Consider the following 13,382-nt stretch of genomic DNA (forward strand, 5'->3'; position numbering starts at 1 on the left):
CTCACTGAGCGTCGTCAGATGGCCCGGCGCGAAGCTCGGCTTGTGTTGAACGTCGCCGGTGGGCACGGCGGACGCATATGCGCTGCCCGCGAGCGAAAAAGTCAGACCGGCTAATCCCAGCGCCGGTACCGCGGCGTTGGTCGTTCGCTTCTTTCTCGAAGCTTGCTTCGCTCGCTGCATGGCCGCATCCTCCCAGTTTGGAAGAAAGGACTTCCGAAGCACGATCTTACGCCGAGCGAACGAGGCAGACAAGAATTACGGTATACACAAAATGTAATAGAGCTCGTTCTGATTGCATTCATCTTCATGAACGATATCGCGCAATTTGGTCGATTAAATCGAAAATCCGCGCCCGTGGAGCGGATTGCAACGGGTGCAATTTGATGCAGTGCGCAATCGTCGGCCCGCTTGAACGGGGAAATTAGCTTGGTCGATCAACTCGGACGCTTCGCTTGGTATGAGTTGCTGACGACGAACATGTCGGCAGCAGCCGCATTTTATGGCAAAGTCATCGGCTGGGCGGTGGAAGATGCGTCGACTCCGGAATTCGCCTACACGCTGCTTACTGCAGGCGACGCCCCGGCAGTTGGACTCATGCATCTCCCGGATGAAGGGCTGCGATTGGGAGCGAGGCCGAGATGGGTCGGCTACATCGCCGTCGATGACGTGGATGCGAAAGCCGTCCAGGTCCGCCGTCGTGGGGGCGCCATTCTGGTAACGCCGACGGCCAGCAATATTGGCCGAATTTCGGTGGTCGCCGATCCGCAAGGAGCGACGTTTGCACTGGTTTCCGGGCTGACATATGGCCAACGGCAGTCCAGCGGATTGGACGAGCCTGGACGCGTGGGCTGGCACGAGTTGCTGGCTGAAGACCGGAACAAGATCTTCCCGTTTTACGGCGAGCTTCTTGGCTGGCAGAAGGCTCACGCTGAAACCGGGCCGGCCGACCTGTACGAATTGTTTTCGGCGGCCGGCCAGACGATCGGCGGAATGCTCACCAAACTTCCGAGCGTATCGCAACCCTGCTGGCTCTATTACTTCAATGTCGACGACATCGGTGCGGCTGCCAAGCGGGTTGATGCTGGCGGGGGCCGGGTCCTCCAAGGTCCAATCGAGTTGCCCGACGGTTGCTGGATCTTGCGATGTGCCGATCCCCAAGGGGCTCTATTTGCGCTACAGGGAGCCTGGGATCAGAAAGGCACTGAGCGACCCTCCGCCTCGGAACTCAATTGGTCCGCGAGGTGGGGTGATGTCGCTTCACAGGGCAAATTGATCCTTCGCAAGACGAAGCGATAGGTCGGAAACGTTTCGACCTCGTCCGCAGCAGAATCATATAGGTGTTTAAATTAGGTAGTGGTGCGCAATTGTATTCTGAATGGTGCACCACGCTTCGCCTTTGCAGGCTTCGCGTGGCGCGGCCGCGAAGCCTGCAAGGGCGAAGCGTGTCCGGCGAAGCTCGAGCAACGCGAAAGCGAAGACGGACTGTTTACAATCACCACACCGCACTGATTCACGATCGGCAGCCGATCCTAGGCTGGCCGGCTCGGCAACGCGTCGCTGTCCGACAGCACAACCGCGGTGATCAAATTAGCAGCCATTGCGCGGACCACGCCTGAAGTCTTCGGCAGTGTCGCGGCCGCCGGACGGGACGTACCGGCCATATTTTGGCCATAGCCCGTTTCTTAAACGCCTGCGCGGGCCATGCCCCGCCTTCGTTTTGCGTCGCCTGACCGATGCGGTCGCTTCGCAAGCCAATCGCAGATCATCGCTGCGCTTCCTCCCACAACATGGATGGTCTGCCAACAGCAAGAAGGACTTTGTAATGCGTAAACTTCTCGCCGCTGTGGCGGTTCTTTTGGCGTTCGCTTCAACTGCCGAAGCCCGCGGCCGTCACCATCACCATCGGCACTATGCACATTCCGGTCGCCCAGCCGCGTGGTGCGGGTGGTTCATGCGCACCCAGGTCGGCAGCGATCCCGGTCCGCAATTCAATCTGGCCCGATCCTGGGCGCGTTACGGCAGCAATGCCGGCGGCCCTTCGGTCGGCACCATCGTGGTTTGGCGTCACCACGTCGGCAAGATCGTGGGTCAGGAGAACGGCCAGTGGATCGTGCAGAGCGGCAACGACGGGCATGCCGTGCGCACGCGGCCGCGCTCGCTGGCTGGCGCCATCGCGTTTCGAAATGCCTACGCTTCGTTCTAAAGTGCGATGAGATTGGGTCGAATCGTCATCGCACCTTAGCCTCTTATTTGAGCATGATCTTCTCGGAGAACCGCTGCGCACTTTTCCGGATGATGCGTTAGGGAACCTCGACGCTTCGGCTGACATGCGAGCTTGCGACACCCGGCGGTATACGAACCGTTCATGATCGCAGCTTACGCTGTAGCAGGGTTTCGCCCTGAAGCCCTCAGACGGGCGCCGTCATCTGTGTTGACCAGATGGCGGCGCCTTTTTCAGGAGCCAATTGGCTTGCCCCAGAAGTCGAAAAAAGTCGCGACGGCCGCTCAGACTGCTCCCTATTGGTCGGCGGCTTACGTCAGTCTCTGCAATGGCGTGAGGGTTTTCGCTGTGACCGGCGGCGTGCTCGGGTTTCTGCTGGTCGCCAAGCACTATCTGTGAACGTCAGCGCTTTCCGAGACTCCTCAGATACGCGCAGAACATGTCGGCCATGGCGTCGGCATAGGTCGCGATCTCAGCGGGCGTTCGCGGGCTCTCCGAAAAATCCTTGCCCACCGTGCTCAGCGTCGTCGTGATCAGATCGCCGGCCATCGCGCGCACCGCGCCGGACGCTTTCGGCAATGCCTCGCGCATGAACGCTTCGACGATGCGCTGCTGAAGGAGATGTTCAAGGATTGGGGGACGTTCCAGACCCGGCTGGCGCAGGCGATCGAGAAGAAGTCGCCAAGCGACGTCAGGCAGACGCTCGAGCCCTGGCTGAAGCGCAATAAGGACTTCATCAAGCAGCTGCTCGTCGAAACCCAGGGCAAGGTGGAGAAGCTGCGGCCGCTGGAGGCCCGCTAGAGCATAAGGGAGCGCAGATCCGGCTCAGCCGAACCCTGCGCTCAGATCATCGCAGCGACGCGTTCCAGGCCAATCAGGCGCGCCAGCGAACGGACCTCGTTCTTCTGATCCTCGCGGAGCTGGAACAGCAGCGGCATCGCCGCCGACTTCAGCTGCTGGACCTCCTCGGAGTCCGGATCGATCGGCATGCTGCCCGCGGCAGGATCGCCCTGGCGCTTGGCGTGGATCTTGCGGGCGACGGCGCGCAACGCGGTCTCGACCGCCGGCCAGTAATATTCCTGCGACGACGACAGCTTCAGCCGGTCCTTGATGCCGGCGATCTGGGCGTCGCTGAGCAGCGCGTAGCTCTTCTGCGGCGCCGGCTTGGCCGCAGCCTTGGGCTTCGGCGGCGCCGGGGCGACCGGCGCGGGTGCGGGCTCGGCGATCTTCGGCTGAGCCGCATCGACGGGGTCGGTGATCTTCGGCAGGCCGACATCGGCCGGCTCGACGGAGGCATAGGCCTGGCGCACCGTGTCAGTCGCGCCCGGAATCGCGGCTTGGGCCCGCAACAGGAGCGGAGACGGATTGGCGGGAGGCTCAATCGGCTGGGGCGCCTCAAACGAGGCCGCGGCAAGCGTGCTGACCGCGAGCTTGTCCTGCTTGCTGGCACGGTTGGCGACCGGGCCAATGTCGGCCTGCGCCGCCGGCAGGCTGTCCCGGCCCAAAATGGCTGTTATCGCGGCGCCGGCGAGGAGGAAGGATGTCAGCGCGGCGAGGGTGATGGCTCTGGTCAAAAACTACTCCATTGCCGGCCGGTGTCACCGCAAACTGAGCGCGAAATGCGGCGGTACCGTGCCGTGACGACGCCAAATAGGTGAAATTGTCCCGAAACGGCCGGAAAATCAGGCCGCGACGTCGAGCTCATAGGCCTCCTGGATATCGGCGACGATCTCATGCGCCGTCCAGAGCGCGCCGGGCTGGACCGTGTGCATGCTGACCGTCCAGTTGGTGCGGCGGGTGCGCGGCGTGCTGACAATGTCGAATTCGACCTGACGGCACAGCGGATGCCGCTGCAGGGCGTAAAACACCCGGGTCCGGAGCTCGTCGAGCGATGCCGGGGTCTTGGAGAGCGCCTCAAAGGCCATGTCGCATTCCCACAAACTGCCGGGCGACCAGCCGTGGTGACCCGTGACGCTATTGTTGGGACTGGCATGGTTAATGCCGCGTTAAGCGGATGGGCGGGATTTGAGTGCTGCTATTTCGTGAACCAGCGCGCTTTCGAGCACCGGTTGGCGCGAAGGGACCGCGTCAAAGCAGCGACGCTAGAGCCGCACCCGCGCGCTCGCCGCCTCATACTCCGCGACCGTCTGCGCCACGAGTTCGTCGACGCCGAGCACCCCGGTCACCCCGGAGGTGGAATGACCGCCGCTCCAGATATCGCGCCAGCGTTTGGGGCGGCTTTCGCGGGCGCCGATGTCGATGTCCTTGCCGATGTCGATCGCACCGCGTGCCGGCAGGTCGTCGGGATCGAGACCGGCGGCCTCGATCGAGGGCCGCAGCATGTTGGTCTGCAGGCCGGTGAACGCCGTCGTGAGCATGACGTCGTCGGCGGTGGAGTCGACCAGCATCTGCTTGTACCTGCCGTCCGCCATGCTCTCGCGCGTCGCGATGAACTTGGTGCCCATATAGGCGAGGTCGCAGCCGAGCGCCTCTGCAGCGCGGAGCGCGTGGCCGTCGCTGATGCCGCCGGCAAGCACGATCGGTCCATCGAAGAAGCCGCGCACAGCGCGGACGAACACGAACGGATTGAGCCAGCCGGTCTGGCCGCCCGCACCCGCAGTGAGCAGCACGAGCCCGTCGGCGCCGGCTGCTGCCGCGCGCTCGGCATGGCGGATCGAGGCGACATCGGCGAACACCAGCGCGCCGGCATCGTGCAGAGGACCAAGCACCGGCGCGGGCGAGCCGACCGAGGTGATCACAAGCTCGGGCTTGTGCCGCAGCAGCACGGCAAGATCCTGGGCCACCCGTGTGTTGGAGCGATGCACGATCAGGTTCGGGCAAATCGGCGCGGCTGCTTGGCCGCTGGCATCGGCATGCGCCTGCAGGCGGCGCGCGATGTCGCCGAGCCAGGCATCGAGCTGTTCCGTCTCACGGCAATTCACCGTCGGAAACGAACCGATCACGCCGTTGCGGCAGGCGGCTCCCACCAGCTCGACACCGGAGACCAGGAACATTGGTGCTGCAATCAGCGGCAGCCGCAGGCGATCGCGAAAACGCGCGAGAGGATCGGCGGACAAGTTGCTTCTTCCCTGCATCATTGTGTTAGCTTTGGTGCAACATTGGCACGACAAAAGCCAAAGACAAAGGTGGGAGGGACAACGAGATGAGCAATCCGCTCTATGCATTTCCGGCGGTGTGCGAACAGACCCTGCGGGCGCTGGCGCGCTATCCATCGCGCACCGCCTTCGCATGGCCGGGCGGCTCGCTCAGCTATCAGGGCGCGACCGACCTGATCGGACGCATGCAGAGCGTGTTCATGCGGCTCGGCTTTGCGCCCGGCACCCGCGTCGCGCTGCTCACCGCCAACCGCGCCGACACCTGGTGCGCCGGCGTCGCTGTGCAATTGTCGCGGCTCGCGATCACCTGGCTGCATCCGCTGGGCTCGCTCGACGACCAGCTGTTCCAGATCGAGGATTCCGAAGCGCAGATGCTGATCGTCGACGGCATCACGTTTCGCGATCGCGGCGACGAGCTCACGGCGAAGGCGCAGGGCCTGAAGACCGTGTTCACGCTCGGCCCGGCGGATTACGGCGCCGACCTGTTGCAGGTGGCCGGGGACGCCGGCAGCGCAAGCGCGAAGAATTTCGCCCGCGCCGACGACATCTCGACCTTGAACTACACCGGCGGCACGACCGGCAAATCCAAGGGCGCGCTGCGCTATCACCGCGAATATGGCGGCTTCGCCGCGGCGATCCTCGCCGATTTCGAGATTCCGGAGACGCCGCGCTACCTCACCGTGGCGCCGATCAGCCATGTCGCCGGCACCAAGGTGCTGCCCACGCTGATGCGCGGCGGCACCGTGCACATGCTGAAAGGGTTCGATCCGGAGGCCGTGTTCACGACCATCGCACGCGAGAGGATCAACTTCACGCTGTTCGTGCCGACCATGATCTATGTGATGCTGGATCATCCCGCGCTCGACAAGACCGACCTCTCCTCGCTCGAGCTCCTGCTTTACGGCGCGTCCGCGATGTCGCCGAGCCGGCTGGTCGAAGGCATCGAGCGGATCGGCCCGGTGTTCTCCCAGCTCTACGGCCAGACCGAATGCTATCCGGTCTCGGTGCTGCGCAAGGCCGATCATGACCCTAAAACGCCGGACCTGTTTTTGTCCTGCGGCTTCCCGATCGCCGCTTGCCAGGTCAAGATCCTCGATCAGGACGACCAGGAGGTCGCGACCGGCGAGGCCGGCGAGATCTGCGTGCGCGCCACGCATGTGATGGCCGAATACTGGAAACGGCCCGACATCACGGCGGAGACGCTGAAGAGCGGCTGGCTGCACACCGGCGACATCGCGCGCATGGACGAGCGCGGCTACATGTTCATCCTCGACCGCAAGAAGGACATGATCGTCTCCGGCGGCTTCAACATCTTCCCGCGCGAAGTCGAAGATGTCTTGTCGCAACACGCCGACGTCGCGATGGTCGCCGTGGTCGGCGTGCCCGACGACAAATGGGGTGAGGCCGTCACCGCCGTCGTGGTCGCGCGCGAGGGCGCTGTGCCCGACGCCGACGAGCTGATCGGACTGGTGAAGGCGAAGAAGGGCTCGGCGCACGCGCCGAAGCAGATCCAGTTCGTCAAGGAGCTGCCGATGACCGGCGTCGGCAAGGTCGACAAGAAGGTGCTGAAGGCGCGCTTCTGGACCGGCCGCGACCGCATGGTGGGGTAGGATGCTCGCACGACGATTGCTGGTCCCGTCATCCCCGCGCAAAGGCATCGCCTTTGTCGCTGGAGGTGCGCGCTCTCGCGCCTCGAAGGATGCACGGCCCCGATGTTTCAGCGTGCGCTATCTCTGCTTGCGACACCAGCCGGGCCGGCGCCCTTCGAGGCTCGCTCCGCTCGCACCTCAGGGTGACGGGGAGAGAGTGGAAGGTGCGGCAAGGTCGTCAGTGCCGGCCGTACGCTGCTTCACACCCTGCCCGAGCAGCTGATCGAGCCGGTCGCGCAGCTGATCCTGGTGGTAGGGCTTGGCCAGCCGCGGCAGGTCGACCTGGGTGCCGTCGGGCAGTTCGGCATAGCCGGTGGCGAGCAGCACCAGAAGCTGCGGCCGCACCTTGCGCGCAGCCGCGGCGAGTTCGATGCCGGTCATGCCGGGCATCACGTGATCGGTCATCATCAGGTCGATCTCCTGGTCGCTCCTGAGGATTTCGAGCGCCTGGGGTCCGGAATTGACGCCGATCACGCGGTGACCGAGGTCCTCCAGCATTTCCATGGTGGACATCGCGATCAACGGATCATCGTCAACCAGCAGGATCACCGCCGAGCGCTTGACCGCCTGCGCCGCAGGCGCCGGGCTCTCGACTTCAGGCACCGCCGTTGCAACCGGCAGCACCAGCGCAGCCGTGGTGCCCTTGCCGACCGCGCTCGACAGCTCCAGCTCGCCGCCGAGCTGCACGGCGAGCCCATGCACCATCGACAGGCCGAGCCCGGTGCCCTTGCCCACCGGCTTCGACGAGAAGAACGGCTCGATCGCGCGCTTCAGCACGTCCGGCGACATGCCGGTGCCGCTGTCGATCACCGAGAGCTTCAAATAGTCGCCAGGCTGCAGCGCCGGATCATTCTTCGCCTGCCAGGCCGCGAGGCGGATCTCGATCACGCCGCCGTCCGGCATCGCGTCGCGCGCATTGATCGCAAGGTTGAGGACCGCAAGCTCAAGCTGGTTGCTGTCGACGCAGGCGAGCGGCAGCCCCTCGGGAATGTCGAGCCGCAACATGATGCGCGGTCCGAGCGAGCGCTCGAGCAGATTGCTCATATCGCGCACCAGCGCGCCGAGATCGACCGGCACCGCGCGCAGATCCTGCTGCCGCGCGAATGCCAGCAGCCGCTGCGTCAACGACGCGCCGCGCTCGGCGCCCTGTAATGCGCCGTCGACCAGGCGACGCAGGCGTGGGTCCTCCGGCAAGCGCTTGCGCAGCAGATCGAGATTGCCCATCACCGCCATCAGCAGATTGTTGAAGTCGTGCGCGACGCCGCCGGTGAGCTGACCGATCGCCTCCATCTTCTGGGCATGGCGGAGCTGTTCCTGCGCCCGCTCGCGCGCGGCGACCTCCTTCATCAAGTCGGCGGTGCGCTGCTCGACCCGCTGCTCCAGCGTCGCGGTGAGTTCGGCGAGTGCGGTGCGCTCGGCGGCAAGCTGCGCCAGCAATGCCTCGCGCTCGATCTCCGCGGTCTTGCGTGCGCTGATGTCGGAGCAGACGCCGACCAGCGAGCGGATGCCGCCGTCGGGCCGACGCACCGCACGGGCGCGCACGTCAACCCAGTGCTCGGTGCCGTCGGGCCAGATGTTGCGGTATTCGATCTGATAATCCGAGCCGGTGCGCAACGTTTGTTCGACGATCTCGCTCCGGCGCGCGCGGTCGTCGGGATGCACCGCGGCCAGGAGATCCTGATAGGTGAAGGTATCGCCCGGCCTGCGCCCGAAATAAGTCTTGCAGGTCGGCGACGCCTCGAGCTCGAAATCCGGCAGATGAAGCTCGAGCGCGCCGAGATGACCGGCATTGAGCGCGGTCTGCAGCAGACCTTCGCTCTCGGTCAGATCCTCGAGGATCTGACGGGTCTGGTATTGGCGGCGGCGGCCGCGCACCGTCGCGGCGACCAGGCTTACCAGCGTGGTCGGATGAAACGGCCGCTCGATGAAGGTGACATTGCCGAGCGCCCGGCCGAGCCGCGCTGCTTCGGGATTGCGCTCGGGCCCGCCCTTCTCGCTGATCAGCACGATAGGAAAGTCCGACCATGACGGCTGCTCGTTCAGCCAGTGCGTCAGGCCGGCGAGATCGGCGGCCCTGATCACCTCGTCGGCAATGATGGCAAGGCCCGCCCCGCTTGCGATCTGGCGTTCGAGCTCGGCGAGATCACCGCAGATGTTGGCGTAATAGCCGGCTTCCTTGATCAGGTGGGCAGTCTTGACGGCGTCCCGCTCGCTCGCGGCGAGGATGACCGCGCGTTCCGAGGACGGACCAGGCTTCATCGCGTCTGTCCCTGCGGCGGCCGGGCGTCGACACCGTCCGGCACATCACACAACCGCCGGACGGCCATGGCCACGATGCCGGCGGCGGGATCAATACGCATCATGGGACCCCCTAACGGGAGCGAAACTCGCACCTGCCGCCAACCGTTCCCGGGAAGCCGAGTTATTTTTGCCGCAGGGGCAGTCGCTTGGCGTTCCTGCACCGCGAATTGGTGAAACAACCCCATGCACTGTAGACGTGGCTGGACGTAGCCGTCCCCAAAGCGACCTCCCTTTTCAAGGGAGGTCGAAGAAACATAGCCCGAGCTAGCGCCGCTCGATGACCAGGCTCTGGATCGCCTGGCCGAAATAGCCGCGCTGATCGGCGAGCCGCGACATTGCGAGCCCGGCGCCGTCGGGCCCGATCCAGGACTGGCCGTCGAGCAGGATCCAGTCGCCGACCGGCTCGCGCGCCAGGCTCACCGAGAGATCGGCGTTGATGAAGGTCCATTGGCTAAAATCGAGCGCCGGCGAGGTGCCGTTGGAGAAGTCCGAGGCAACCACTGCCCGCATCGCCTGCGAGACGGCGGCGCCCGCAATCAGCGGGCGGTCGACGCGGAACCAGATCGCGCCAGGTCCCGTCACGCCGAAGCGGCCGCGCGCGGCCCGCATCGAGATGCACTTCACGAACGGACTGTTCGCAAGGTTGCCCGGCTCGATCATACTTTCGTCGGGCCCCGGCAGATCGACCGCAAGCGGGGCGATGTCAGGCGGCAATTCGGCCGTCTGTTGCTTGATCTTGAGCACGCTGGCCGAAACCACGAGAACGCCGTCGGCAAGCAGCCTGACGCCGCAGAGCTGGATCTTGCGGCCGTCGCGCAGGATCTCGCTCGAGACCGTCAGCGGCGCCACCGGCACCGGGCGCATCAGGTCGATGGTGACGCGCGCGATCCGCATCGGCACCGGCGTCGGAAGGGCTTCGGCCGCCCACACCACCAGCGCTGCCGGTGCGGAGCCGTGCTGCATCCGCGGATCCCACGGACCCGCGGCGTCAGGACTGGTGACGACGCGGTCGCCGTCAACGCGAAAGATCGGCTCCATCAGGCGAGCGCCGGATCGACCGCGTCTTCATACTCTTTCCTGAACCGGGCGATCAGCTCGGCTGCGGGCACCACCTTGGAGATGCTGCCGACGCCCTGGCCCGAGCCCCAGATCTCCTTCCAGGCTTTCGGCTTGGCGCGCTCGCCGGATGCATCGGTGCCGAAGCTCATCTTCGAGGGATCGGAGGTCGGCAGGTTTTCCGGATCCATGCCGGCCGCGACGATCGACGGCTTCAGATAATTGCCGTGCACGCCGGTGAACAGGTTGGAGTAGACGATGTCCTCGGCGGACGAATTGGTGATCATGTCCTTGTAGCCCTCGACCGCGTTTGCCTCTTTGGTCGCGATGAAGGCCGAGCCGATATAGGCGAAGTCGGCACCGATGATGCGCGCGGCGCGGATGGCGCGGCCGTTGGAGATGGTGCCCGACAGCGCGATCGGCCCGTCGAACCATTGCCGCGTCTCCGACACGAACGGGAACGGCGACAGCGTGCCGGCATGACCACCGGCGCCGGCCGCGACCAGGATCAGGCCGTCGGCGCCCTTCTCGATCGCCTTGTGCGCGAACTTCTGGTTGATCACGTCGTGGAAGACGATGCCGCCCCAGCCGTGGACGGCCTGGTTGAGCTCCTCGCGCGCGCCGAGCGAGGAGATGATCATCGGCACCTTGTGCTTCTCGCAAAGCGCCATGTCGTGATCGAGCCGGTTGTTCGACTTGTGCACGATCTGGTTCACCGCGAACGGCGCCGACGGCCGCTCCGGATGCGCCTTGTCATAGGCGGCGAGCTCTTCCTTGATCCGGTACAGCCATTCGTCGAGCAGCTCCGGCGGCCGCGCGTTCAACGCCGGAAACGAGCCGACCACGCCGGCCTTGCACTGCGCGATAACGAGGTCGGGCACGGAGATGATGAACAGCGGCGCCCCGATCACGGGAAGAGACAGGCGGCCCTTGAACAGAGCAGGCATGGACATTTGAAGCGGATCCTCAAGTGTTGGTCGTTGATTGGTCTCGAATGCTGATCGTCATACCAACAAGGCAATCTTTCCAGTGTCAAGTATTGCGTTTTGGCGCTGCAAAAAAGATGACAAATCCTCATCCTGAAACCGTGTTTTCGCGGGCGCCTGGCATCCCAGACGCAAAGCCTGGCCGCCGCTACTGGCAGACGGCCCGTGTCACGAAATTTTCCGTCCTGCAGTCGTTCGGGCCGCGCTTGTGGCCCGGCAGATAGACCAGCGGCGAGCATTTCTCGGAGGCGTCGGTATCGATGCCCTTGCCTTCCCGAAACCCCTTGCTCTGGCACAGCCGGTCGGCGCCGATCTTGCAGTCCGGCGCACCGTTCGAGGCCACCACGCAGGCCGCGCGTCCGGTCACCACCGTCGAGGGGCGCGCGATGTTCGACAAATCGTTGAGGGTCTCGCCGGGGCTCTTCAGCGGCGGCAGCGCCGATTTCGACTTCTCGAACAGCTTTCCGATTTCATTGATCAGCCCGGGATTCTCGCGCTCGACCGGCGCCGGCGGCAGCTCGATCTGTTGCTGCTGCGAAGGCGCGACCGGCTGCGGCGCCGGCGACTGCACGCCAAGCGTCGGCGCTGTCTGGGCCCGGCTGTGGTCGAGGGTCGTCAGTGTCATCGGCAGCGCAAGACCCGACAGCACAAGACCGGCCAGCGCAATGCGCGCCCTTGCGCGCGTGGGCCTGACAAGCGTGAGCCCGGCAGGATCGAGCAGGTCCGCGATTCCATCAGCCATCGCGCTGAGCGTAACCCGAAGCCGCGCGCAGGCAAAGCCGCAAGCGGTCGGTCGCTAGTTTCCCGAATCCGAAGTTCGCATCATTTGCCGCACCTTCGGAGCGAACTTCGGATTCGATAAGGACACTAGCAAACTTATGATTCTAGTGTGCTTTATGAATACGAAGTTCGTGAAAGTGGTTGCCGCGAAATCGCACGAACTTTGCATTCAGCACACTAGATCAGCTTGAATGCGACAACAAAGCCCAGCACCAGCACGATCGCGCCGATCGCGACCCACAGGCCGAGCCGCTTCTCGAGCTCGGCGCGGATGAAATCGCCATAGCGGTTGAGCAGCACCGCGACGAAGAAGAAGCGGCCGCCACGGGCGACGATCGAGCACAGGACGAACAGCCAGATGTTGTAGCCGGCAAAGCCCGAGGTGATTGTCACGAGCTTGTAGGGGATCGGCGTCAGTCCCTTCAGCAGGATGATCACGGCGCCCCATTCGGCGTAGGAGGCGCGGAACGCGTCGACCTTGTCGGAGAGGCCGTAGAGATGGATCAGCCACTGCCCGAGCGAGTCGTAGAGCAGTGCGCCGATCGCATAGCCGAGCACGCCGCCGGCAACCGACGCCACCGTGCAGACCGCGGCGAACCACCACGCCCGCTTCGGCCGCGCCAGCGACATCGGCAGCAGCATGATGTCGGGTGGGATCGGGAAGAAGGAGCTCTCAGCGAAGGCGACGGCCGCGAGAATCCACAGCGCATAGGGCTTGTCGGCCGCCTCGACGCACCAGTCGTAAGTCCGTTTCAACATGGGCGCGATGAACCATCATCGAGCGGATTTGTCCATGCCGGGATTGAGCTGAATCTGGTTGATTTACGGCTACCGTTTGCGCAGCCGGTTCTCCAGCGCGACAATTCGGCGCCGAACCACCGGGACCGGCGCGGGTTTGGGCAGCTTGACCGGCGACTTCGGCAGCTTCTCGGCGATCCCGAGCAGCCGCTCGCGCCGCTCCATCTCGCGCCAGACATCCTCCGGCTTCACGCCGGCCGACGCCCAGAGAACGGCGAGGTTGTAGAACAGGTCGGCGCTTTCGCGAATGACGGCATCCGACTTGCCGCTCACGGCGTCGATCACGACTTCGATCGCTTCCTCGGCGAGCTTCTTGGCCATCTTGGCCGGGCCGCGCTGGAACAGCCGTGCCGTGCGCGACGTAGCCGGATCAAGATCCTTGGCCGCGATCACCGCCTGGTAAAGCCGCTCGATCGAATCACTCATGCTTCGAGCCTAATCGAAACGCGTCGCCAGCGTGTTAACGGCGTCGACG

General features: G+C 64.6%; 14 protein-coding genes and 1 pseudogene. 5 read left to right on the forward strand and 10 right to left on the reverse strand.

From position 1 onward, the window contains the following. The first annotated feature begins 426 nt into the window (after positions 1 to 426). The 3 genes from QA635_RS37565 to QA635_RS37575 all read left to right on the forward strand — a co-directional run bounded on the left by QA635_RS37565 (position 427) and on the right by QA635_RS37575 (position 2,620). Positions 427 to 1,296, forward strand: a complete 870-nt coding sequence (locus QA635_RS37565; protein ID WP_283064893.1) for a VOC family protein — start codon at positions 427 to 429, stop codon at positions 1,294 to 1,296. 655 nt (positions 1,297 to 1,951) lie between these two features. Next, positions 1,952 to 2,203 (forward strand): C40 family peptidase, encoded by a 252-nt coding sequence (locus QA635_RS37570; RefSeq protein WP_028342576.1) that lies wholly within the window; start codon positions 1,952 to 1,954, stop codon positions 2,201 to 2,203. 267 nt (positions 2,204 to 2,470) lie between these two features. Next, a complete protein-coding gene (locus QA635_RS37575) occupies positions 2,471 to 2,620 on the forward strand; it encodes a hypothetical protein (RefSeq protein ID WP_283064894.1) in 150 nt (49 codons plus the stop codon). Positions 2,621 to 2,623: 3 nt separating this feature from the next. On the opposite strand, the pseudogene QA635_RS37580 reads toward QA635_RS37575, so the two are convergent. After that, positions 2,624 to 2,830: pseudogene (locus QA635_RS37580) on the reverse strand (TetR/AcrR family transcriptional regulator); the annotation flags it as partial. Positions 2,831 to 2,842: 12 nt separating this feature from the next. On the opposite strand from QA635_RS37580, the gene QA635_RS37585 reads away from it, so the two are divergent. Then, positions 2,843 to 3,022 (forward strand): hypothetical protein, encoded by a 180-nt coding sequence (locus QA635_RS37585; RefSeq protein ID WP_283064895.1) that lies wholly within the window; start codon positions 2,843 to 2,845, stop codon positions 3,020 to 3,022. A gap of 41 nt (positions 3,023 to 3,063) precedes the next feature. Here QA635_RS37585 and QA635_RS37590 read toward each other — a convergent pair whose 3' ends face one another. The 3 genes from QA635_RS37590 to QA635_RS37600 all read right to left on the reverse strand — a co-directional run bounded on the left by QA635_RS37590 (position 3,064) and on the right by QA635_RS37600 (position 5,319). Further along, a complete protein-coding gene (locus QA635_RS37590; protein ID WP_283064896.1) occupies positions 3,064 to 3,795 on the reverse strand; it encodes a hypothetical protein in 732 nt (243 codons plus the stop codon). A gap of 108 nt (positions 3,796 to 3,903) precedes the next feature. Further along, positions 3,904 to 4,146 (reverse strand): hypothetical protein, encoded by a 243-nt coding sequence (locus QA635_RS37595; protein ID WP_076825188.1) that lies wholly within the window; start codon positions 4,144 to 4,146, stop codon positions 3,904 to 3,906. 177 nt (positions 4,147 to 4,323) lie between these two features. Continuing rightward, a complete protein-coding gene (locus QA635_RS37600; protein ID WP_425249096.1) occupies positions 4,324 to 5,319 on the reverse strand; it encodes an NAD(P)H-dependent flavin oxidoreductase in 996 nt (331 codons plus the stop codon). 65 nt (positions 5,320 to 5,384) lie between these two features. Here QA635_RS37600 and QA635_RS37605 point away from each other — a divergent pair, with 65 nt between their 5' ends. Next, positions 5,385 to 6,947, forward strand: coding sequence for an AMP-binding protein (locus QA635_RS37605; RefSeq protein WP_283064898.1), 1,563 nt, complete (start codon positions 5,385 to 5,387; stop codon positions 6,945 to 6,947). Positions 6,948 to 7,124: 177 nt separating this feature from the next. On the opposite strand, the gene QA635_RS37610 is transcribed toward QA635_RS37605, so the two are convergent. The 6 genes from QA635_RS37610 to hisE form a co-directional block, all read right to left on the reverse strand. Continuing rightward, entirely contained in the window at positions 7,125 to 9,245 is a 2,121-nt protein-coding gene (locus QA635_RS37610) for an ATP-binding protein (RefSeq protein WP_283064899.1), read from the reverse strand. A gap of 306 nt (positions 9,246 to 9,551) precedes the next feature. Continuing rightward, a complete protein-coding gene (locus tag QA635_RS37615) occupies positions 9,552 to 10,325 on the reverse strand; it encodes a thioesterase family protein (protein ID WP_283064900.1) in 774 nt (257 codons plus the stop codon). Then, positions 10,325 to 11,296, reverse strand: a complete 972-nt coding sequence (locus QA635_RS37620) for an NAD(P)H-dependent flavin oxidoreductase (RefSeq protein ID WP_283064901.1) — start codon at positions 11,294 to 11,296, stop codon at positions 10,325 to 10,327. The genes QA635_RS37615 and QA635_RS37620 overlap by 1 nt, the downstream gene beginning before the upstream one ends. Positions 11,297 to 11,477: 181 nt before the next feature. Then, entirely contained in the window at positions 11,478 to 12,071 is a 594-nt protein-coding gene (locus QA635_RS37625) for a hypothetical protein (RefSeq protein ID WP_283064902.1), read from the reverse strand. 215 nt (positions 12,072 to 12,286) lie between these two features. Then, complete coding sequence (locus QA635_RS37630) at positions 12,287 to 12,868, reverse strand: YqaA family protein (RefSeq protein ID WP_283064903.1); 582 nt, start codon at positions 12,866 to 12,868, stop codon at positions 12,287 to 12,289. Between the two features lie 69 nt (positions 12,869 to 12,937). Then, on the reverse strand, positions 12,938 to 13,333 hold the full coding sequence (hisE, locus tag QA635_RS37635; RefSeq protein WP_028342591.1) for a phosphoribosyl-ATP diphosphatase: 396 nt from the start codon (positions 13,331 to 13,333) through the stop codon (positions 12,938 to 12,940). Positions 13,334 to 13,382: the final 49 nt, after the last annotated feature.

Origin of the sequence: Bradyrhizobium brasilense, from assembly GCF_029714345.1 — a bacterium.
Classification (GTDB): Bacteria; Pseudomonadota; Alphaproteobacteria; order Rhizobiales; family Xanthobacteraceae; genus Bradyrhizobium; species Bradyrhizobium australafricanum.

Bases quoted from the DNA above. Each gene is read 5' to 3' on its own strand.
- QA635_RS37570 (WP_028342576.1), top strand. From the start codon at position 1,952: ATGCGCACCCAGGTCGGCAGCGATCCCGGTCCGCAATTCAATCTGGCC.
- QA635_RS37585 (WP_283064895.1), top strand. From the start codon at position 2,843: ATGTTCAAGGATTGGGGGACGTTCCAGACCCGGCTGGCGCAGGCGATC.
- QA635_RS37595 (WP_076825188.1), bottom strand. From the start codon at position 4,146: ATGGCCTTTGAGGCGCTCTCCAAGACCCCGGCATCGCTCGACGAGCTC.
- QA635_RS37600 (WP_425249096.1), bottom strand. From the start codon at position 5,319: ATGATGCAGGGAAGAAGCAACTTGTCCGCCGATCCTCTCGCGCGTTTT.
- QA635_RS37605 (WP_283064898.1), top strand. From the start codon at position 5,385: ATGAGCAATCCGCTCTATGCATTTCCGGCGGTGTGCGAACAGACCCTG.
- QA635_RS37610 (WP_283064899.1), bottom strand. From the start codon at position 9,245: ATGAAGCCTGGTCCGTCCTCGGAACGCGCGGTCATCCTCGCCGCGAGC.
- QA635_RS37615 (WP_283064900.1), bottom strand. From the start codon at position 10,325: ATGGAGCCGATCTTTCGCGTTGACGGCGACCGCGTCGTCACCAGTCCT.
- QA635_RS37620 (WP_283064901.1), bottom strand. From the start codon at position 11,296: ATGTCCATGCCTGCTCTGTTCAAGGGCCGCCTGTCTCTTCCCGTGATC.
- QA635_RS37625 (WP_283064902.1), bottom strand. From the start codon at position 12,071: ATGGCTGATGGAATCGCGGACCTGCTCGATCCTGCCGGGCTCACGCTT.
- QA635_RS37630 (WP_283064903.1), bottom strand. From the start codon at position 12,868: ATGTTGAAACGGACTTACGACTGGTGCGTCGAGGCGGCCGACAAGCCC.
- hisE (WP_028342591.1), bottom strand. From the start codon at position 13,333: ATGAGTGATTCGATCGAGCGGCTTTACCAGGCGGTGATCGCGGCCAAG.